Origin of the sequence: Brucella gallinifaecis, assembly GCF_006476605.1 — a bacterium.
In the GTDB taxonomy this organism is placed as follows: domain Bacteria; phylum Pseudomonadota; class Alphaproteobacteria; order Rhizobiales; family Rhizobiaceae; genus Brucella; species Brucella gallinifaecis.
The window spans coordinates 237536-258091 of sequence record NZ_ML636800.1 but is presented as its reverse complement, the minus strand read 5'-3'; the positions used below and the strand labels follow the sequence as shown (position 1 = coordinate 258091).

Here is a 20556-nt window from a genome sequence, read left to right as displayed (position 1 = left end):
CGCCTTGCATCCAGACATGAGGATTGAAGGATCGGCCAATTTAAATTATCTGGATTTCAGTAATTTCTGAAATTTCAGAATTTACGGGAGAGAAGATTTGGAATTATCGCCAATTGTTCAGTCGTTTGTACTCCACTTTGGAGAGATGGGCAGCCGCTGGGGTATCAACCGTACGGTTGGTCAGATTTATGCGCTGCTTTATCTGTCGTCTGAACCTCTATGCGCAGACGATATTGTTGAAGCGCTCGGTGTATCGCGCTCCAATGTGTCAATGGGTATCCGCGAGCTGCAAGGCTGGAACCTTGTCTTGCTCAAGCACATACCCGGGGACCGCCGCGACTTTTTTACCACGCCCGGTGATGTTTGGGTGATTCTGCGCACGCTCGCCGAGGAGCGCAAAAAGCGGGAAATTGACCCGACCCTTTCAGTACTGCGTGAAGTGCTGATGGAGCAGCCACAGGATGATGGTGACAAATTCGCGCAGGAGCGCATGAAGGACATGTATGCGCTCATTGAACGGCTCACCAACTGGTATGATGACGTTAAAAAGCTCGATACAGACCGATTAACAAGCCTTCTGGCGCTTGGTGCCAAGGTTACGCGTTTTCTGGAAACGACCGACAGGATTGTCGCTCTGGGACGCGGCAGAACAGCGGCCAAAAAGGAGCCTAAGCGAGAGTGACAATCGCGCATGCCCATACGGAAGAAGTGGAGCAACAGGAGAGCGAAAAGCCGGGCGATAAACGTCGTTCGCGGCGTCGTCCTGTTCCACATCTCCTTAAAAAAGCTGCGCGGCTTCAGGCCATGGCCGCGCTCATATGGCTGCCGCAAGCTGCAATTATCGCTTATGGTGTCGGTTTACTTGCCAGTACCGGCTTTGATGCAACAATCTACTATCTAGCTATTGCCTTATTCCTTCTTGGCTGCATCCGCAGCATTCTTGATGCGCGTGGCGCAACTATGGCTTTCGATGCTGCACGATCGGAACTGGCAAAACTGCGTGAAAAAGCGGTCACAGCACTCTCGCAACGCTCACCGCTTGATACGTCACGATCTTCTTCGGGTGAGGCCGCCAGCATTCTTGCAGAGCAGGCAGAGATGGTGGTTCCATATCTGTCACGTTTTGTACCAGTGCGTATTCGCGTCATGCTGGTGCCATTGGCAATCTTGCTGGTGGTTCTGTGGTTCTCATGGATTGCTGCGCTGACCTTGTTGATAGCAGCGCCTTTAATACCGATTTTCATGGCCTTGATTGGCTGGCGCGCAAAAGCAGCCAGTGAAAAACAACTTGTTGCCCTGGGTGACATGAATGGATTTCTGCTGGATCGGCTGCGCGGACTGGCAACTATTCGCAGCTTTCATGCCGTGGATATGACTGCAACGCGCTTGCGGGATAATGCTGAAGCCTTGCGTAAAAAGACGATGATTGTCTTGCGCATTGCATTTCTCTCATCAGCAGTTCTGGAACTTTTTGCAGCAATCGGCGTTGCCATGGTTGCGGTATATATAGGCTTTCATCTTCTTGGAACGCTTGATTATGGCGCATGGGGGCACAAGCTCACCCTCGCAGAAGGGCTATTTATCCTTTTGCTTGCGCCTGCTTTTTTCGAACCTTTGCGTGACCTCTCTACCGTCTGGCATGACCGGGCCTCAGGCGAGGCTGCAATAGATGCGCTGGAAAATCTGGCCATTCATGAGATGCCTGTTCTGGGAGCACTGCAGTCCAACAAAATGGCCGGGACTGAACCTTCAATCATCTTGCGTGATATTAGCTTTCATTATGCAGATGGGCCGGATGTTTTCAAAGATTTCAACCTTGATATTGAAGCGGGTGAGCATGTTGCTCTTCTCGCGCCAAGTGGCTATGGCAAGTCCACTTTGCTGGCCCTGATTGCGGGACTTACACAACCACAGTCTGGCGAAATCCGTATTGGTAACGTTGTGCTGCAAGCTGAAACAGCGGCAATGCTTCGTTCACGAATGCGCTGGGTTGGGCAAAAACCGCATATTTTTGCTGGAAGCGCCCGATTTAATATTACGCTTGGCCGGGATATCGATGCAAATAAAACGCATTCTATCATTGATCAGATGGCACTTGACCATGTTGCCGGTATTACGGGAACAGGCATTATTGGTGAAAATGGAGCCGGACTTTCCGGTGGTGAAGCCCTCAGACTTGCTTTGGCACGTGTTGCTGTCGATCAGAGTGCTGATATTATTCTCGCTGATGAACCGACAGCTCATCTTGATCATGAAACAGCCAATCGTATTGGCACAAGCCTGATCAATCTTGCCAAGGGCAAAACGCTGATAATCTCCACGCATGATGAGATGCTTGCAAACCGCATGGATCGTATCATTCGCCTTGATAAGATGAGCGTAGCAACGGAAATCTGGCAAAAGAGGGCTGCTGAATGAATGGTCTTCAGGCACTACGACCCATTTTGCACCTTTTCTTCCGTAGCAAAGGCAAGCTTCTCTACGCAGGTATCATCTGTGCAACCATGACTGTGCTGGCAGGTATTGCCCTGCTGGGACTTTCTGGCTGGTTCATTACGGCAACAGCAATTGCGGGTTTGAGTGTTTCGACTGCGATCATCTTTGATGTATTTATGCCTGCGGCAGGTATCCGCTTCTTTGCATTGCTACGCACGGGAAGCCGCTATCTGGAACGGTTGGTAACACATGAAGCTACATTGGCTATTCTGGCGGCTCTTCGTGAAAAGTTGTTTCGTGCCTGGGCGCGGCCTGCGGCGGCGAATGCATTATTGAAACGGCCTGCACGGCTTTTGTTCCGGCTGACTGCCGACATTGACGCGCTCGACTCTCTTTATCTGCGCGTAGTCGTGCCAGCTGGTGCAGCCTTAGCAACAGCTGTCATTGCAGGTTTTGCACTGGGGTTAATGCATCCGGCGTTCGGATTGATATTCGCGCTGATCCTTCTTGGCTTTGGACTTGGCCTGCCGCTGCGCGCTGCGAGACATTCTGAAAAACCAATGCGTCAGCGTGCCAAAGGGACTGAAGCCTTACGTGCACGTACCATTGATCTGGTCGCAGGCCAGACAGAACTCATTATGGCAGGACGCTTGGTCAATCAAAAGACCAGCATAATGCGTGCGGACAGCTATATTGCAACAAGCGACCGCATCTTGAACCGGATCGAAGCGTCAACCGGAGTAAAACTCGGCATCCTTCATGCTGCTCTTCTGGCTGGAGGGCTTGTTGGTGTGGGTCTTCTTATGCAGGCAGAGCTTATTAATGCGCCAGTTGCGGCATTGGGACTTTTGATCATTCTTGGTTCTATGGAGCCTTTTGCAGCCCTAAGGCGCGGAGCAATGGAACTTGGTCGCACTGTGCTGGCAGCGCGACGCATTAATCCTGCACTTGCAGCTTCGGATATGATCCACAGCCTGCCTTTGCCGGCGAAAGGCAATGCTGTCGAGCTTAAGGGCGTTATTGTCCGGCATGAAGGGGCACTGGCAGCCGCATTGACAGTCGGTGATCTCACTATAAAACAAGGTGAGCATGTTGCTGTTGTTGGCGTAAGTGGTGCGGGTAAATCGACGCTGTTTAATGTTCTCGCGGGAGAGGTTCATGCTCAGAGTGGTGAAGTTTATGCTCTTCCTGCGCGGCTTCTGACACAACGCACTGAACTGTTCAAAGACAGTCTTCGCAACAATCTTAAAATTGCAAAACCGGACGCGGACGATGCGGATATTCATGCCGCATTACAAGCTGCGGGACTTGGCGAATTCATGAAATCTCAGCCAGAAGGTTTGGATACACTTCTGGGCGAGGGCGGTTTGGGCCTGTCTGGCGGTCAGGCCAGACGGCTTGCTTTGGCGCGTCTGTTTTTGACCGATGCACCCCTGTGGCTACTTGATGAGCCGACAGAAGGGCTTGATCAGGTGACGGCTGAAGATGTGCTTACATGCCTGAGTGAACAGGCCAAAGGCCGTACATTGCTGATTGCAACACATATTCAGCGTGAAGCACGCATTTGTGAGCGAGCCATTGTTTTGAATCAAGGCGCTTTTGTTCAAATGATGTCCAAAGAAGAAGCGTCTTTTGGCAGAATCCTCAATTCCCTGAGGTAAAGAATGAGTAGGGGGCTGTTTTCGGCATATGCCGCTAGCAGCTCATAACATCAGGAGGGCCGGTTCCCCGGCTAAAGAGATGGAATTCGATATTGTCTCCCTGTCGCGATTGCAATTTGCAATCACGGCACTTTATCACTTCCTTTTCGTACCCTTGACATTAGGTCTTTCCGTGCTGCTGGCCATCATGGAAACAGTCTATGTTATGACCGGACGGCTTATCTGGCGGCAGATGACCAAGTTCTGGGGTACGCTGTTTGGTATCAACTTTGTTATGGGTGTCGCGACGGGCATCGTGATGGAGTTTCAGTTCGGCATGAACTGGAGCTATTACAGCCATTATGTCGGTGATATTTTCGGGGCGCCGCTTGCAATTGAAGGTCTGATGGCCTTTTTCCTTGAGGCGACCTTTGTCGGTCTGTTTTTCTTTGGCTGGGATCGACTGTCCAAGGTCGGGCATTTGATGGCCACCTATGCGGTCGCTGCCGGCTCGAATTTTTCTGCACTATGGATATTGATCGCCAATGGCTGGATGCAAAATCCTGTCGGCTCGGCTTTCAATCCTGAAACCATGCGCATGGAAATTACTGATTTCTTTGCCGTTCTGATGAACCCGGTTGCGCAGGCAAAATTCGTTCATACGGTTTCAGCGGGCTATGTAACGGCTTCGATTTTTGTGCTCGGCGTTTCAGCCTGGTATGTGCTCAAAGGCCGTTCGACAGAACTCGCCAAGCGCTCAATGACTGTGGCCGCCTCTTTTGGTCTTGCTGCATCTCTTTCTGTTGTTGTTCTGGGCGATGAGAGTGGTTATCTCGCCAATGAACATCAGAAGATGAAAATCGCGGCAATTGAAGCCATGTGGGAAACAGAGCCAGCTCCGGCTTCGTTTACCGTATTTGGCTTTCCTGATCAGGAATCACGCGAAACCCATTATGCAGTTCATATCCCCTGGGTCATGGGATTGATTGGCACGCGCTCGCTGACAACGCCGATTGAAGGCATTGAGCAATTGGTTGAAAATGCGCAGGGCCATATCCGCAAGGGCCTGATTGCTTACGATGCCTTGCAGAAAATTCGTGCCGCTCAGGATACCAGCGCTGTGCCGCAGGATGTGAAAGACGCATTTGCCGATAACAGCCAGTGGATGGGCTATGCGCTTCTTCTCAAGCGCTATGTTGATGATCCACGGCAGGCAACCGATGCGCAGATCACACAGGCTGCAAATGATACGGTGCCGGGTGTATTGCCACTGTTCTGGTCCTTCCGCATCATGGTTGGCATTGGTTTCTTCCTGATCCTGCTTACCGGAACCTTCTTTGTATTGTCTGCTCGTCGCAAGCTGGACCACTATCCGTTTCTGTTGAAAATAGCCGTTTTCTCAATCCCGCTTCCGTGGATTGCAGCAGAAATGGGGTGGATTGTCGCTGAATTTGGACGCCAGCCATGGATTATTGAAGGAATTCTGCCAACGGCTGTTGCCGTTTCCAATCTTGGCGCTTCGACGGTTCTGATGACGATTGCCGGTTTTGTCGCAATTTATACGGTCCTGTTTATTATCGAAATGGGCCTGATGTTGCGTGCAATCAAGGCTGGACCTGAACCAGACAGCAAACCGGAAGCAATGCTCGCACCTGCCAGCATTGCACCGGCGGAGTAAAGAATATGATACTCAGCGATTTGTTGGACTATCAAACACTACGCGTCATCTGGTGGGTGCTGCTCGGCGTATTGCTGATCGGCTTTGCCGCAATGGATGGTTTTGACCTTGGCGTTGGCACGCTTCTGCCGTTTGTTTGCAAAACCGACATTGAACGAAGGGTTGTCATCAATACGATCGGGCCGGTATGGGAGGGCAATCAGGTCTGGTTGATCCTTGGCGGTGGCGCTATCTTTGCTGCATGGCCACCCCTTTACGCAGTGTCCTTCTCGGGCTTTTATCTGGCAATGTTTGCCATATTATTCGCTCTTATCCTGCGTCCGGTCGGTTTCAAATATCGTTCAAAACGCGATAGTGATGCGTGGCGTACGGGCTGGGACTGGGCACTGTTCATTGGCGGCTTTGTGCCATCGCTGATCTTTGGTGTGGCCGTGGGCAATGTCCTGCAGGGCGTGCCGTTCCGGTTCAATGGCGATCTTCAGATATTCTATGATGGAACATTCTTTGGTCTGCTAAATCCGTTTGCATTACTTTGCGGACTGCTTTCCGTTGCCATGCTGGTTATGCATGGGGCAGCCTGGCTGGTACTTAAAACGACTGGTGATGTTCAGGCACGCGCGCGTTCCTATGGTAGCGTGGCAGCTGTCCTAACCACTGTTCTCTATGTTCTGGCTGGTATTATCAGCTGGATGTGGGTTTCGGGTTATAAGATCACGAGCACGATTGCGCCAAATGGTCCGTCAAATCCGCTGCGCAAGGTCGTGGAACTGGATCATGCAGCATGGTTCGACAATTATATGAACTATCCTGTTCTGCTGATTGCGCCTGCACTTGGTATTCTGGGCCCATTGCTTGTGCTTCTCACGCTGCGGATGAAAAGAGAGATTGCGCCAATATTGTTTGGTGCGGTTTCAATCTTCGGAATTATTTCGTCGGTTGGCGTCTCAATGTTCCCGTTCATTCTGCCATCGTCGATTGATTTACGCTCGAGTCTGACGGTTTGGGATGCATCATCAAGCCATATGACACTGTTCATCATGCTGGTGGTTACACTGATCTTCCTGCCGCTTATCCTGGCCTATACGTCATGGGTCTACAAGGTCCTGTGGGGCAAGGTTGAGAAGAGTGATATCGAAGACGAAAGCAATCACGCCTACTGAATAAACAAGGCAGGCATTTTATGCCTGCCTCAAACTAACTCGGGCTAACTCTGGCCAAATTCTGGCCAAATCTGAAAAGGAGAGCAAGATGTGGTATTTTTCGTGGCTTCTTGGTCTGCCGCTTGCAGCCGCTTTCGCTGTATTGAACGCTATGTGGTATGAGTTGATGGATGACAGGGCGCGCAAACGTCTTGCCGGAGATCCAACAGCAGAGCTTGCACGTGAAGGCAACGCGCAGCACTGACAAAATAGATACAGCTAAATCTGCCATATGGCAGCGCATTCCGAAAACCGCTTCGCATTTTTCGGAATGCGCTTTAGTTTTTTGATTTACGCTCATGCCGCCAGACGAAAATGGCAGCACCGGCAATCATGGCAGCAAGAGCAAACCATGTGATTGCATAGGATAGATGGTTGTTACGGAAGGTCACGACTGTCAGGCCGCCAATGGGAACATTGCCGGGATTGGATGTTGCGTCAGCATCAATAAAATATGGCGCTACGGTTCCCAAACCTTCTTTTTCAGCAAAAGCTTTGACATCGCGTGAATTCCATTCATTGCGGGAAGGGTCGTTGGGCCGCAGGAAGAAGCCATCCGGTTCCGGCATGCGCAGCAGACCTGTGACCGTTGTTTGGCCCGTAATGTGCATTTGTGCACGTGAAGAAGGGTCACGTTTGGTGTCCGGTATGAAGCCGCGATTGATGAAGGTTATTGTATCATCATCTGAACGCAAAGGCGTCAGCACCCAAAAGCCTGATCCGCGTTCGGTCAGTGCCCGGACCAGCACTTCCTTGTCATTGAGATAATAGCCAGTCAATGTAACCCGCTTATACTCGTCATCAGCCTGATTGACATTGGCCCAGTCGTCTTTACCGGGAGCAGCAACTGGTTGGGCATGAATGCGTGCATCAATACGAGCTATCAGGTCGAGCTTCCACTGCAAACGCTCCACCTGCCAGATGCCGAGGCTCAAAAACAGTGCGAAAAACAATGCGCCCAGCACAGCCATGAAACCAAGGAAAAAAGCGGATTTCTTTTTTGGTGCTGTAGAACTGGTTTGAGCGGGCATTGCCATGATTATTCCTGAGAACCGGGGGAGATTGCTGTCTGGAATACTTCAGATATGCCTTGTTATAAAGGGCGGAAACAGAAAAAGAATGTGATTGATAAATAAGAAACAGCACCGACATCCCTGTGACAGGATGCGGCGCCTGAATAGCATGATATTTAATTATGCACTTTTTTGAACTCTGCGTCTGGTATGCGAGTAACCGCCTTTGGAAAGACGCAAAACGTTACAGATTTGTGTTTTATCTTCCGAAGGATTCGGCATCTGCGTTTTGGCATTTTGCAATATTTGTGGCGTTACAGGTGTGTGCTTTACACTTGGGCCAATAATAATGCTTTTCATCGATCATTCTCCCTGTTTTGGGTACGGCAGTCGCCTGAAAGGCTACTCCGTCCGGTGGTTAAGAATGTGCGAATAAACCAATTATTAACCTTATTAAGGGAATTGGCAAGCGTCAAATACAACTCTGCGTAAGCCCTTGTGTATGCATATGAAAAAGCCGGGGCATTCATATGCTCCGGCTTTTTCAAATTTACAGGATGATAATCAATCGCGATTTCCGGTCAGGATTTCACGCTTTCCAACGTGATTAGCGGCACCTACAAGACCTTCCTGTTCCATGCGCTCCACAAGAGAAGCGGCACGGTTGTAGCCGATGCCAAGGCGGCGCTGAATGTAAGAGGTTGAGCACTTCTTATCGCGCATAACAACCTTCACTGCCTGTTCATAGACATCATCGCCATCTTCAGATCCCATTGAAGAGGCATCGAATACAGCTGTATCAGCGGCACTGTCTTCTTCCTCTTCATCTTCAGTGACGGTTGCCAGATAATCCGGGCGTCCCTGTTCCTTCAGATGGTTGACGACCTTTTCAACCTCATCATCCGATACAAATGGTCCATGGACACGCACGATACGGCCACCACCGGCCATATGCAGCATATCACCCTGACCAAGCAGCTGTTCTGCACCCATTTCACCAAGAATAGTACGGCTGTCGATTTTCGATGTAACCTGGAACGAGATACGGGTCGGGAAGTTGGCCTTGATCGTACCTGTGATAACGTCAACCGAAGGGCGTTGTGTTGCCATTATAAGATGGATACCTGCGGCTCGCGCCATCTGTGCAAGACGCTGGACAGCACCTTCGATGTCCTTACCGGCAACCATCATCAAGTCAGCCATTTCGTCGATGATGACGACGATATAGGGCATTGGTGTCAGGTCCAGTTCTTCCTGAACATAAGTCGGCTCGCCGGTTTCCTTGTCAAAACCGGACTGTACCGTGCACATCACGGTTTCGCCCTTACCCTTGGCTGATGCTGCACGCTGATTGAACCCCTCAATGTTGCGTACGCCAAGACGTGCCATCTTGCGATAGCGGTCTTCCATTTCACGCACAGCCCATTTGAGCGCAACAACGGCCTTTTTCGGATCGGTCACAACAGGGGTCAGCAAATGCGGAATACCATCATAAATGGAAAGTTCCAGCATCTTGGGATCGACCATGATCAGGCGGCATTCTTCCGGTTTGAAACGATAGAGCAGCGACAGGATCATGGTATTGATTGCAACTGACTTACCGGAACCTGTGGTGCCTGCAACGAGCAAATGCGGCATTTTTGCAAGTTCTGCAATGATAGGCTCGCCGCCGATACCTTTGCCAAGACAAAGAGGCAGATGATACGTCGATGATTCAAACGTACGGGAGTCGATCATTTCGCGCAGATAGACCGTTTCGCGATTGGCATTTGGCAGTTCAATGCCAATGACATTACGACCCGGCACCACTGCAACACGCGCAGACAATGCCGACATGGAGCGGGCAATGTCATCAGCAAGTCCGATAACACGTGACGATTTCACGCCGGGTGCTGGTTCAAATTCATAAAGTGTTACGACAGGCCCTGGACGAACATGAATAATCTCGCCACGAACACCAAAATCTTCAAGCACACTTTCAAGCAGGCCAGCACTGCGCTCAAGCATTTCCTGTGTAATCACATTGCCTTCGAGCGAAGGTGGCTCCTGCAGCAGATTGCATGGCGGGAAAACATAATCGCCATGCATGGCAACCGTTTCTGTGCGGGGGAGGGGTTGCGGCTGATAAAGCGCAATTGACGGGGCTGCTTTTACAGACGCCTCGACCTTCGGTGTTTCTGCAACTGGTGCAGGGGCAGGCACTGGAATTTCTTCCGCCGCATGTTCTTCTGCTTTCGAAACTGTAAGTGTTATCTCATCTTCAGTTGCTTCGGCAGCTGCATCAAGGACAGTTTCTACAAGCGCCTGAGGTTCAACGGCGTCAACAGGGGCAGAAGCTGCTTCAGTCTTCACTTGCATAACCGGAGTTGCCAGAGCTTCCTGGACAGCTGCAACCTCAGCAGGCTGAGCAACTTCAGCAATCGGAGCAGGCTGTTCTGTAACGGCGACTTCCTGTTGCTTGTTTTTGACCCATTCAACCGTGCGGAATTGCGCAATAATCGATTCAACACTCGGCACAGCAGGTTTTGGTTCTGCAACTTCTGTAACAGCTACAGCCGGCTGAACCGGAGCTGAATCAAAATCAAAACTTTCCCAAAAAGCAAAGTCCGACAAATATGCAAATGTGGATACCGCAGTGGAAACATCTGGAACGGACGTAGCTTCGGTCGATGAAGTCGGCTGAACCGGAACAGATTCCTCAGGCCGGGTGACGGCACTGGTGTTGAGAACGGGAGCAATAGGCGCTACGGGAGTTCGGACCATATTATGCGAGACAGTTTTCTGGAGCGTTGCAACAGCCATTGGCTGTGTTTCTGCAACTTTTGCAATTTCTTCTGAAGCTGTCTCTACCAGAGCGGGCTTAGAGCGCGTATTTATATCAGGCAAATCCTCACCACGACGACGAACCAGATCAATCTCCGGCGTACGTGTAAAGCGCACATTCTCTCCCAATGAAAAATAGGATTTCCATGCACCGTCAGAGTCTGGTGAATGCGCTCCTAACGGGTCGCGCTGCTGTGGCTTCTGCTCTGGAGCAGATTCAGCACGATTGCCGTTGTTGTAGGGAAGATTGTTTCTCAAATTACGCATGATACCTGAACCATAGATATGTCGCCCGAATGAGCCTTAGTAATAAAAAATGAAGGTTAACAACCCCCTTCATAATTTGCTCAAAACTGACAAAATTCGATAACAGAATATTTCTAAGTCAAAGGAAATAAAGGTATCATTAATGTAAATTAATTATATATTACAAATAGATAAATATGTTTTTTGATTTAAAATATAAGGATTTCCTCATATAATGTTTATCGCGAGATGGTCCGGGACATCATAGAAAACAGGATCAATGCGAGTTTCGGCAAGACTCAGACTGAACCAGCCAATCAGCCAGGGAAATGCGCCGGTTTCCGTCACGACCAACGAAGGTTTCAGCCGCGCACATTGAGTTGAGAACTGCCTCCTGAGTTGCTTCAGCCGCAGCACGAAAAAGCATATCGATCCGGTTTTCGTTCAGGATTCTCATCGGGATGAGGTCAGATGTTTCATCATGGTTGAAATCTATTGCCGTGGAGAAGCCAAGGGCAATATCTCCACTGCCATTGCCCCAGAAAGCACCAAGACGGGCCAGCCCCGCGCCACAGCGTTTTGAAATCCGCTTTAGTTGTCGATGCTCTAATGGAACATCTGTTGCCAATATGATGATGACCGAACCTCTTTCAGGTTGTGCGGGCATTCTTGGCGATGGTCTGCGCCCATCTGGAAGTACAAGATCATTTGTGCGTCCAAAATTTGTGAGCGTCAGAATTCCCAAATGATAATCGGTACCATCAAGTGTGATACGTCGTGAAGCGCTGCCTATGCCGCCTTTGAAGCCAAAACATGTCATGCCCGTGCCGGCACCAACATTGCCTTGCTCGAAGCCCTTGCCAGCATTTTGCAGGGCCAGCTGTGCATGTTCTTCTGTAATGGCCATGGCCTGAATATCATTGAAGGGACCATCATTGCATTCCAGCACAACTGGATTAACGGTGGCGGTTGTGCGTCCAATATCCGGGTTAGCTTTCACAGCTTCGCGAATAAGTGCATTAGCACAGGTTCCAACACCAAATGTGTTGGTGAGCAAGATTGGAGTTTCGATATTTCCCAACTCCTCAATTTGCATCAGACCAATGCTTTTGCCAAAGCCATTGATGACATCGCAGGCACCGAGCACCTTCTGCCGGTAGAGATTGCCTGAATGGGGCAGGATGGCCGTCACGCCGGTATTTATATTGCCGTCACGTAATGTATGATGCCCGACAAGCACCCCTGGAACGTCAGTAATATCATTTTGTTCACCGGTTGGCATGTGACCGCAAACAATACCGAAGCTGCGTGCTGTGCGACTCATATCAATATCCTTTACCTCATACCAATGGTCATAGATGCATTTTCTGTGCGAGAAAACAGTCTGTAAAAGTGACACAAAAACCACAGTGTCGGATACTTATGCTCAACTTAAGCAAAAGTATCCGCTGATCCAGTCTCCTCATATTGACACCCATGCTTTCAAAGCGCAGCAAAAGCGTCATTGAGAAATTCTGATCAAAAGGGGATCTGGCTGGCATGAAAATTACTATCGAACAAACGCTTGATCAGGCTGGGGCTGGCCCCTTCCAGCGTCATCTGCTTGGCGTATTCGGCCTGGTCTGGGCCGCGGATGCGATGCAGGTTTTGGCCGTGGGTTTTACTGCTGCATCAATTGCCATGACATTTGATCTCACTGTGCCGCAAGCTTTACAGACAGGAACATTGTTTTTCTTCGGCATGCTTATTGGCGCTGCACTCTTTGGTAGGCTGGCTGATAAATATGGCCGCCGCCGTATTCTTCTTATCACGGTTGCTTGTGATGCCGTATTTGGTCTGCTTTCTGCCTTTTCGCCAAGCTTTGGTATTCTGCTTGGTCTTCGTTTTTTAACGGGTATTGCAGTAGGCGGCACCTTGCCTGTTGATTATGCAATGATGGCTGAGTTTCTACCGTCTAAAAATCGTGGTCGCTGGCTGGTCATGCTTGAAGGTTTCTGGGCTGTAGGCACAGTGATTATTGCGCTTGCTGCATGGGCTGCCAGCCTTGCAGGTGTGGAGGATGCCTGGCGTTATATTTTCATCGTCACAGCGGCACCAGCGCTTATTGGCATCTGGTTGCGTTTCTGGGTTCCTGAATCTCCGATGCATTTGCTTAAAATCGGGCAGGTAGAAGAAGCAAAAAGCGTGATGAATCGCGTTTTACGCCGCAATGGCAAGTCAGAATTGCCGCCAAAGGCTATCCTTGAAGCACCGCTTCTGGTGACACATGAAAAGCTTCTTTCACCAAATCTGCGCCAACGTACGCTGACCACTCTGGCAATATGGTTCCTTGTTTCGGTATCCTATTACGGTATTTTCACCTGGATACCGGCCAAGCTTGCCAGTGACGGTTTTGGCTTCGTCCGCGGTTATGGTTTTCTGGTTATTGTCGCTCTGGCGCAATTACCGGGCTATGCACTCGCAGCCTATGGTGTTGAAGCATGGGGACGCCGCAAAACGCTCATCGGCTTTTTGTTTATCAGTGCGGCTGCCTGTGCGCTCTTTACGGTTGCAGGAAGCTCTGCTCTCATTGGTGCGTCGATCCTCATTATGAGCTTTGCCTTGCTTGGCACATGGGGCGCACTTTATGCATTTACGCCTGAGCTTTATCCGACTGCCTTGCGTGCAAGCGGCATGGGGGCGGCAGGTGCAATGGCGCGACTGGGTGGTTTGCTTGCTCCATCGGCCCTGGCAATTGTGGTAACGCAGAGCTTCAATATGGCCGTTGCTGTTTTTGCTGCTCTTCTGGCATTAGCCGGTGTTATTGCCTTCTTTATCAATGTGGAAACACGCGATAAAGCACTGAACTGATGAAGATAGAAATACCCGGATTTCAATCAGTGAATTCCGGGTGTTGCTCTATATGAATTTCTTTATTAAGAAAATATATTAAATCACTGTTTTAATTATGTTTCTGATGGATAAAAATATCCTGTTCGTGCCAATGAAGAGACCCGGCTACACAATATATTAATGTGACGGTCTGCATGATTTTTTTAAATTACCGGGCTTTTCGGAAGGTGAGATTATAACGTTTTCGACCGAGTTTTAAATGGTCTCCATCCTTCAATGGCAGAACGCCATGATAAAACATTCGGGATGGGCCGCCCCAGACAATAACATCACCATGATGAAGCACATATTTGCGCACGGGGTCACTGCGTTTTAATCCACCAAATTGAAATGTCGCGGAAAGTCCAAGCGAGACAGACACAATCGGATTGGTGAAATCCTTCTCGTCCTTATCTTGATGCAAAGACATTTTTGCACCGGGTTCATAACGATTGATCAGACACGCATCCGGTGAAAAATCACAATAGCCTGCGGCTTTTGCAGCTTGTTCTGCAAGATCACGAAATGTTTGAGGCATTACGGGCCATGGCTTTTCTGTCTCTGGATCCACAGCGCTATAGCGATAGCCATTATGGTCTGTCACCCAGCCGTAATTACCACAATTTGTCATAGCGACTGACATGACAAAACCGCCCGGTATTTTCATGTTCCGAAAAGGGGCTTCAGTCTCGATGGCGTGTATGGCATTTATCATCTCGTCATCAGTTGCGAGCGCAAATCCGCGTAAAAGAACCGCGCCATCCGCGATATTTTCCTGAGTTTTAAATTGAGAAAACAGATCATTCATAGAGCTATTATATCATAAAGCAGCGTTTGAACGCTCCGAAAACTGCTTTCATATTATCATTTTTGGGTAGGAAATTGTTTCTCGTATTATCTTTCTGTTCGCTCAGAAACAGATATGCGGGCATGGAATTATAATGAAACAGCGCCGTTTTACCGGCGCTGTTTCGTTTTGGTAGTCGAGATAAATTCAGCCGCTGATGAGTTTCACTTCCATGAAATCTTCCAGTCCCCATTTACCCCCTTCACGGCCATTACCGGATTGCTTATAGCCACCAAACGGGCTTCCAGGTGCCCGTGGTGTACCATTGATCTGGATCATGCCAGCGCGTAGCTTGCGGGCAACACGCTTTGCGCGTTCGGGGTTGCCGGTCTGTATATAGGCCGCAAGCCCGTATGGTGTGTCATTGGCGATTGTGATGGCTTCTTCTTCCGTATCGAAAGGGATCATTGCCAGCACAGGGCCGAATATCTCTTCACGTGCGATGGTCATGCTATTATTCACATCAGCAAAGATGGTCGGTTTGACATAATCGCCTTCTGAAAGACCGTCAGGGCGTCCAGTTCCGCCAGCAACCAGACGTGCACCTTCATCAATACCCTTCTGGATCAGCGCCTGCACCTTCTCGAACTGGATGGAGGAAGAAAGGGGGCCGATATGCTCACCATCTTTCGCGGGATCATCGACTTTCGTATTTAGGGCAGCTTTTCTTGCAAACTCGACTGCCTGTTCATAGACGGAGCGTTCAACCAGCATACGGGTAGGGGAGTTGCAGGACTGGCCCGTATTCTCGAAACAATGATTTACACTGCGTTCGATGGCTTTTTCCAGATCGCTGTCCGCAAACACAATATTGGGTGATTTACCGCCCAGTTCCAATGAAACACGTTTAACCGTTGCCGCAGAAGCACGAGAAACAGCCGTGCCAGCACGGGTTGAACCGGTAAACGACATCATATCGATGTCCGGATGCTGCGACATGGCTTCGCCTACAACCGGACCTTCGCCATTAACAAGATTGAATACACCCTTGGGAAAACCGGCCTCATCGATAAATTCAGCAAAGAGCATTGCTGACATAGGAGCAATTTCAGATGGCTTGAGCACAACTGTGCACCCCACAGCAAGAGCCGGGATAACCTTGAGTGCGATCTGGTTCATTGGCCAGTTCCAGGGCGTGATCAGTCCACAAACACCAATTGGTTCATAGATGATTGCCTGCTCGGGATGCTTTGGAGACAGAATTTCTTCAAACTCAAAATTCTCGAAAGCAGCAATGAATGCCCTTGTGTGCGACAAGCCAGCTGCGGCCTGAGATTCACGTGCCAGCTTGATAGGTGCGCCCATTTCCCTGGAAATAGCTTGTGCCATTTCTTCAAGACGACGCTCGTAGATTTCAACAAGGCGACGCAAATAGCCAATGCGTTCTTCAGCAGGCGTTTCGCTCCATAAAGGGAAAGCTTTTCGTGCTGCGGCAACAGCCAGATCAATGTCAGCAGCCGAGCCAGCAGAAATTACCGCATAGGGCTTTTCATTGGCTGGATTAATAACTTCAATTGTCTTTGCTTCAAGCGGAGAGCGCCATGCGCCGTCGATATAGAAATTCGTTTTTTGATCCAGATTTTTCTGAAGCACTATGAAATCCTCCATTGATTTGATTTCTGTTTCCCATGTTGTGGCCCAGACTACTTGCTGACTATGATGTCGTCAAAACAGAAGGATGAATGGCAACATCAATTTTTATTATTCATTATAGCAGGTTCTCCATTTTCAGAATGTATTTAAGGCCACAAAAACGGGATTACCCAATCTGCAATCAGCTTGATTGACAGACCTAGAAGTGTGAGTTGTACCAATAGGAAAAATGGCCCATCCGGCATGATGCGGGTGAGCTTTGCACCAACAAATGTACCTATGATTGCGGCTGGCAAAAGCCACAAACCAAGCGACCAGTCGAGGTTGGAAAACTGCTCTAATTGCCAATAGGGTATAAGTTTAACCGCATTGACGATTGCAAAAAGAATAGTCGACGTACCTGCGAAGATCAGCTTTTCGAGATGTTGTGGCAGGACATACATCTGAAACGGTGGCGCACCGGAATGAGAGACAAAGCTGGTCAGGCCTGTAATAATACCCCAGAAGGCTCCACGTGGAATATCAGCTTTGCGTGCCTGGCTGCGATATTTGCTGCCAAACCATACATTGAAACAGAAGAGCAATCCTACCAGCCCCACCATCATTCCGATAAAAGTGCTTGAAAGGTGAGAGCTGAAAAACCAGCCCAAGCCTATACCCACAATCGCTGTCGGGGTAAGAATAGTCAGATTTCGCGCTGAGAAGTGACGGCGATAGAGATAAAGGCCAAACATGTCGCTTATGACATAGATCGGCAGCAGAAGAGCTGCTGCCGTTACGGGTGAAATCACCAGGGCCATAAGTGGCACCGACAAAGTACCAACAGATGGAAGCCCGCCTTTGGACAGGCCGACAAAAAAAGCTGCAATAATGGCTACTGTCATAAACAGCGGGGTATGTTCAAGCATTTAGACAGCAATCATTATACGATTAATCGAAGGGGGGTGAGAGCGCGGGTCAGCTATGCGCCCATTCCCAGTAAAGTGAACGTGCACGCTTGGTAACAGCGCCATATTCCAGTTTTCTTTCATCAAAGCCAATAATCGGCACAACTTTACTCATATTGCCCGTTGAGAAGATTTCGTCCGCTTCACGGAAATCCTGAATTGTCAGGGTTGTTTCATGAACACTGACACCAGCCTGGCGCAGAAGTCCAATAACCCTCTGACGTGTAATCCCGTTCAGAAATGTACCATTTGGAACCGGGGTAAACACTTCTCCCCCACGGACCAGAAAAACATTCGATGTTGCAGTCTCTGCAACATTGCCGAGAACGTCTGTAACCAGTGCATTATGAAAGCCTTTGGCCTGGGCTTCGCGTAACATGCGGCTACTGTTTGGATAAAGGCAGGCAGCTTTTGCATTGACCGGCATGACTTCAAGATATGGACGGCGGAAAGAAGTGGTCGTGACGGTAAACCCTTTTGGCTCAACCATAGGGATTGCTTCAAGACAAAGTGCAAAATCCGTCGATTCCGGTGTTGCGGCAACTGTAGTGCTGTCACCTTCTTCCGCCCAATACATTGGACGAATATATACATCTGTGCCGGGTGCAAACTTTTTCAATCCCTCACGAGCCAGTGCCTCAATGTCGCTTCCGCTGAGCATTGGTGCAAGTCCCAGAGCGCTGGCAGAAGCATTGGCACGTGCAGAATGACGATCAAGATCAGGCGTCACACCTTCAAAAAGACGGGCACCATCGAACACAAGAGAGCCAAGCCAGGTCGCATGCGATGCTGCGCCCAGAATACGCACATCACCCTCATGCCATTCTCCCTTGTAATAGGTCCACATTGCTCGCTTCTCAGCCATTATCTCATCCTCGATCAATTCTGTTTTCGTGCCTGATCCCACGCAAAGCGCTTTCAATCTTTCAAGATAATTATTGGTAAAAGTGTGGGCGGGATATGCACCGGGATCTTTATAGTACCGGCCTGAAATTGAAAACCGGTTTCAGCTTCAATATAGTCGTATAAAAATCAAACATGCGTAAGAAAGGTCTTATTTTTCTTCGGCCAGAGCAGATGATGGATCTGAAGTCACAACAGATACCGGTCCGGTTACACCGCGCTGACGTTCGCGCACAAAAGTGAAGAGGCCGGAAATCGTGATGAGAACAATGCCAATCAGCATTGGCAGATCTATGTGATCATGGAAAATGAAATAGCCAAACAGAATTGCCCAGAGCATCTGGCTATATTGCGGGGATGCAATAGCGCTGGCCGGTGCTCGTTGTGCGGCGAGCATGAGCAGAATATTTGCCAATGCTGCTAGCAGGCCATAGCCTGCAAGATAACCCCATTGAATTACAGAAGGTGTCTGATAGCCGGGGATCATCAGGGTGCCACAAATAATGATTGGCCCGATAAGGCCAGCAGTATAAAGTGAAATACGCTTTTCTTTCTTACCCATTGCACGAAAAATTACGATGCTGAAGGCGCCGCCAAGCCCGCCGGCAAGTGCACCGAGATGACCGATTGACAGTTCACGAAAGCCGGGGCGCAGTACAACAAGTACACCAATAAAACCAATGACGACTGCCGACCAGCGGCGCCAACCGACCTGTTCTTTAAGAAAGAGAACAGACAGGATCGTCACGAAGGCAGGAAGCAGGAAGATCAATGCAAAAGCTTCAGCCATTGAAAGATGCGTAAAGGCGACAACACTCCCAATTACACCCATTGCAGCGGTGAGTGTGCGAAGCAACCAGAGTTTTATATTTGTGGTTCGAAACATATCAAGCCACTGGTCTTCGGGCTTCTTGATAAAAGGAATGGCAAGTAATCCTAATACGGCACCATAAAAAGCAATTTCATAGGGTGACAATGTACCGTCAAGAAACTTGACGCAGGCGTCGCTGATAGCGAATGCAGCATAGGACGCAAACGCGAGTAAAATACCGTAAAGCATAGTGGTGTCCGAAAAAGGCTGGAAGTAAATTCCTCCAAGGAGCGGATTAATCGATTAAGACCGGTTTTGCAAAAGGCAAATGTTCTGAAAATCAAAAAAATATACGGCCTTTACTCACTATACCATAGGCGATTGTGGCGTTTTCAAGAAGTGAGCTCCAGCGAAAACGCATGCCTCATTTGCAATCATATCCGTGGTGGAAATTTGTGCAAACGATTATTTATAGGGCACATAATGAGGAGATAGAAATGAACATTCGTCAGAAATTCCAGCAGTATGTTTCACGTCGTCGCGCAATCCGTGAACTCGGTGCAATGGACGATCATCTTCTTGCCGATATTGGCGTATCACGTTCACAGATCCAGAGCGCAGTTTTCGGTAAGTAAACACTGATGATGCGACTGATAGTTGATCGCCTCGTAAGTGAAACAGAGATAATGTAACAAAGCGTCGGTGCTCCAGTCCCGGCGCTTTTGTTATTGAAGTAAATATTCTGATTATTCTGCCATATTCAGGCACTTTAATTATTTATTTTTAACGCATAATTTTTCGATAACTAACTGTTTCATCCTTTTCGCGATGATGATGGAATATATTGTGTCCTCTGGTGCAGTCAGCGATCCGGGAAACATTTTCCAATCTGTGAGGTTAAAGGATCAGATATTGATCTTTGCTTTCCAGAAGAGGATGTTTTTTCGTCTTACGCTCATGCGCACTTATTTGCCCCGATATATTCAGGTATGTCTCGTTTGATCGACAGTGAATCTTCAATTTTGAGACAAAAACCATATTAAATTGAGACGCTACCCGCTTGTCTCTATATTTGGATTAAATAGATTATGTTTTGTGGGGGCCGGCGATGAAGTTATTTTTACATTGGAAGCCAGTGTTTTATATGTAGCTTCATCGCCCCAGTTAAATAGCGGTTTTCATTACGAATTTATATTTTCTTATCTTAAGAAAATACAATAGTAAGAATATATGCTGTTTCTTTTCTTATCTGATTATATGCCTTGCGCATCGGGCAGTTGCACGTTTATGTGACTGCCCGATGCTGTTGGGTTGCCTGATAATCTTCGCGGCAATTAGCTGGGTTTATGAGAAGAATTTCTTGGCATCATGATCAAATAGTTTTCAATGAGAATGACACGATTTTTTGAACTATAGAAACTTGCCATTCTGCGTTAGGCCAAAAGAGGCATTTTAGGTCATGCACTCATAAATAGTCTATTTATTTGAATGAATTAGTGATTCAAATGACCTCTGAACTGAAGGTACTTGATGTCGCGTCGTCGCGATG

16 protein-coding genes and 2 pseudogenes are annotated in these 20556 nt (G+C 48.8%); 8 read left to right on the top strand and 10 right to left on the bottom strand.

Annotated features, from left to right (window positions below):
* Nucleotides 1–97 precede the first annotated feature (97 nt).
* From FHY56_RS01150 to cydX, 6 genes are all read left to right on the top strand, one after another.
* A complete protein-coding gene (locus tag FHY56_RS01150) occupies nucleotides 98–682 on the top strand; it encodes a GbsR/MarR family transcriptional regulator (RefSeq protein ID WP_193556742.1) in 585 nt (194 codons plus the stop codon).
* Nucleotides 679–2418 carry a thiol reductant ABC exporter subunit CydD gene (cydD, locus tag FHY56_RS01145; protein ID WP_140903340.1) on the top strand — a complete coding sequence of 580 codons (1740 nt, stop codon included), beginning with the start codon at nucleotides 679–681 and terminating at the stop codon, nucleotides 2416–2418. Before FHY56_RS01150 ends, cydD begins: the two co-directional genes overlap by 4 nt.
* The gene (cydC, locus tag FHY56_RS01140; protein ID WP_140903339.1) at nucleotides 2415–4097 is read left to right on the top strand and encodes a thiol reductant ABC exporter subunit CydC; all 1683 of its coding nucleotides are present in this window, start codon (nucleotides 2415–2417) and stop codon (nucleotides 4095–4097) included. The genes cydD and cydC overlap by 4 nt, the downstream gene beginning before the upstream one ends.
* A 28-nt stretch (nucleotides 4098–4125) precedes the next feature.
* Nucleotides 4126–5754: a cytochrome ubiquinol oxidase subunit I gene (locus FHY56_RS01135; protein WP_328595366.1), complete on the top strand. Its 1629-nt coding sequence runs from the start codon at nucleotides 4126–4128 to the stop codon at nucleotides 5752–5754.
* Between the two features lie 5 nt (nucleotides 5755–5759).
* Entirely contained in the window at nucleotides 5760–6914 is a 1155-nt protein-coding gene (cydB, locus tag FHY56_RS01130) for a cytochrome d ubiquinol oxidase subunit II (RefSeq protein WP_140903337.1), read from the top strand.
* Nucleotides 6915–7002: 88 nt separating this feature from the next.
* The gene (gene cydX, locus FHY56_RS01125; RefSeq protein ID WP_140903336.1) at nucleotides 7003–7158 is read left to right on the top strand and encodes a cytochrome bd-I oxidase subunit CydX; all 156 of its coding nucleotides are present in this window, start codon (nucleotides 7003–7005) and stop codon (nucleotides 7156–7158) included.
* Nucleotides 7159–7231: 73 nt separating this feature from the next.
* On the opposite strand, the gene FHY56_RS01120 is transcribed toward cydX, so the two are convergent.
* The 5 genes and pseudogenes from FHY56_RS01120 to FHY56_RS01105 form a co-directional block, all read right to left on the bottom strand.
* Nucleotides 7232–7990: an SURF1 family protein gene (locus FHY56_RS01120; RefSeq protein ID WP_140903335.1), complete on the bottom strand. Its 759-nt coding sequence runs from the start codon at nucleotides 7988–7990 to the stop codon at nucleotides 7232–7234.
* A gap of 156 nt (nucleotides 7991–8146) precedes the next feature.
* Nucleotides 8147–8326 (bottom strand): hypothetical protein, encoded by a 180-nt coding sequence (locus FHY56_RS01115; protein WP_140903334.1) that lies wholly within the window; start codon nucleotides 8324–8326, stop codon nucleotides 8147–8149.
* A gap of 204 nt (nucleotides 8327–8530) precedes the next feature.
* Nucleotides 8531–10240: pseudogene (locus FHY56_RS01110) on the bottom strand (DNA translocase FtsK); the annotation flags it as partial.
* A gap of 452 nt (nucleotides 10241–10692) precedes the next feature.
* Nucleotides 10693–11056 (bottom strand): annotated as a pseudogene (locus tag FHY56_RS18330) (DNA translocase FtsK); the annotation flags it as partial.
* A gap of 256 nt (nucleotides 11057–11312) precedes the next feature.
* Complete coding sequence (locus FHY56_RS01105; protein ID WP_140903332.1) at nucleotides 11313–12359, bottom strand: DmpA family aminopeptidase; 1047 nt, start codon at nucleotides 12357–12359, stop codon at nucleotides 11313–11315.
* A gap of 215 nt (nucleotides 12360–12574) precedes the next feature.
* Here FHY56_RS01105 and FHY56_RS01100 point away from each other — a divergent pair, with 215 nt between their 5' ends.
* Nucleotides 12575–13885, top strand: a complete 1311-nt coding sequence (locus FHY56_RS01100; protein WP_140903331.1) for an MFS transporter — start codon at nucleotides 12575–12577, stop codon at nucleotides 13883–13885.
* A gap of 190 nt (nucleotides 13886–14075) precedes the next feature.
* Here the strand turns inward: FHY56_RS01100 and alkB are convergent, their stop codons facing one another.
* The 5 genes from alkB to FHY56_RS01075 all read right to left on the bottom strand — a co-directional run bounded on the left by alkB (nucleotide 14076) and on the right by FHY56_RS01075 (nucleotide 19256).
* Nucleotides 14076–14714: a DNA oxidative demethylase AlkB gene (gene alkB, locus FHY56_RS01095; RefSeq protein ID WP_140903330.1), complete on the bottom strand. Its 639-nt coding sequence runs from the start codon at nucleotides 14712–14714 to the stop codon at nucleotides 14076–14078.
* Between the two features lie 186 nt (nucleotides 14715–14900).
* Nucleotides 14901–16346, bottom strand: coding sequence for an aldehyde dehydrogenase family protein (locus FHY56_RS01090; protein ID WP_140903329.1), 1446 nt, complete (start codon nucleotides 16344–16346; stop codon nucleotides 14901–14903).
* Between the two features lie 146 nt (nucleotides 16347–16492).
* Entirely contained in the window at nucleotides 16493–17254 is a 762-nt protein-coding gene (locus FHY56_RS01085; RefSeq protein WP_140903328.1) for a sulfite exporter TauE/SafE family protein, read from the bottom strand.
* A gap of 49 nt (nucleotides 17255–17303) precedes the next feature.
* The gene (locus FHY56_RS01080; protein ID WP_140903327.1) at nucleotides 17304–18158 is read right to left on the bottom strand and encodes a branched-chain amino acid aminotransferase; all 855 of its coding nucleotides are present in this window, start codon (nucleotides 18156–18158) and stop codon (nucleotides 17304–17306) included.
* A gap of 189 nt (nucleotides 18159–18347) precedes the next feature.
* Nucleotides 18348–19256 carry a DMT family transporter gene (locus FHY56_RS01075; protein ID WP_140903326.1) on the bottom strand — a complete coding sequence of 303 codons (909 nt, stop codon included), beginning with the start codon at nucleotides 19254–19256 and terminating at the stop codon, nucleotides 18348–18350.
* Nucleotides 19257–19504: 248 nt separating this feature from the next.
* Between FHY56_RS01075 and FHY56_RS01070 the strand changes: the two genes are divergently transcribed.
* The gene (locus FHY56_RS01070) at nucleotides 19505–19642 is read left to right on the top strand and encodes a DUF1127 domain-containing protein (protein ID WP_007879385.1); all 138 of its coding nucleotides are present in this window, start codon (nucleotides 19505–19507) and stop codon (nucleotides 19640–19642) included.
* Nucleotides 19643–20556 lie beyond the last annotated feature (914 nt).

What these genes read in the sequence shown, in the direction of transcription:
- cydC (WP_140903339.1), top strand. Translation starts at nt 2,415, where the DNA reads ATGAATGGTCTTCAGGCACTACGACCCATTTTGCACCTTTTCTTCCGT.
- FHY56_RS01135 (WP_328595366.1), top strand. Translation starts at nt 4,126, where the DNA reads ATGCCGCTAGCAGCTCATAACATCAGGAGGGCCGGTTCCCCGGCTAAA.
- cydB (WP_140903337.1), top strand. Translation starts at nt 5,760, where the DNA reads ATGATACTCAGCGATTTGTTGGACTATCAAACACTACGCGTCATCTGG.
- cydX (WP_140903336.1), top strand. Translation starts at nt 7,003, where the DNA reads ATGTGGTATTTTTCGTGGCTTCTTGGTCTGCCGCTTGCAGCCGCTTTC.
- FHY56_RS01120 (WP_140903335.1), bottom strand. Translation starts at nt 7,990, where the DNA reads ATGGCAATGCCCGCTCAAACCAGTTCTACAGCACCAAAAAAGAAATCC.
- FHY56_RS01115 (WP_140903334.1), bottom strand. Translation starts at nt 8,326, where the DNA reads ATGAAAAGCATTATTATTGGCCCAAGTGTAAAGCACACACCTGTAACG.
- FHY56_RS01105 (WP_140903332.1), bottom strand. Translation starts at nt 12,359, where the DNA reads ATGAGTCGCACAGCACGCAGCTTCGGTATTGTTTGCGGTCACATGCCA.
- FHY56_RS01100 (WP_140903331.1), top strand. Translation starts at nt 12,575, where the DNA reads ATGAAAATTACTATCGAACAAACGCTTGATCAGGCTGGGGCTGGCCCC.
- alkB (WP_140903330.1), bottom strand. Translation starts at nt 14,714, where the DNA reads ATGAATGATCTGTTTTCTCAATTTAAAACTCAGGAAAATATCGCGGAT.
- FHY56_RS01085 (WP_140903328.1), bottom strand. Translation starts at nt 17,254, where the DNA reads ATGCTTGAACATACCCCGCTGTTTATGACAGTAGCCATTATTGCAGCT.
- FHY56_RS01080 (WP_140903327.1), bottom strand. Translation starts at nt 18,158, where the DNA reads ATGGCTGAGAAGCGAGCAATGTGGACCTATTACAAGGGAGAATGGCAT.
- FHY56_RS01075 (WP_140903326.1), bottom strand. Translation starts at nt 19,256, where the DNA reads ATGCTTTACGGTATTTTACTCGCGTTTGCGTCCTATGCTGCATTCGCT.
- FHY56_RS01070 (WP_007879385.1), top strand. Translation starts at nt 19,505, where the DNA reads ATGAACATTCGTCAGAAATTCCAGCAGTATGTTTCACGTCGTCGCGCA.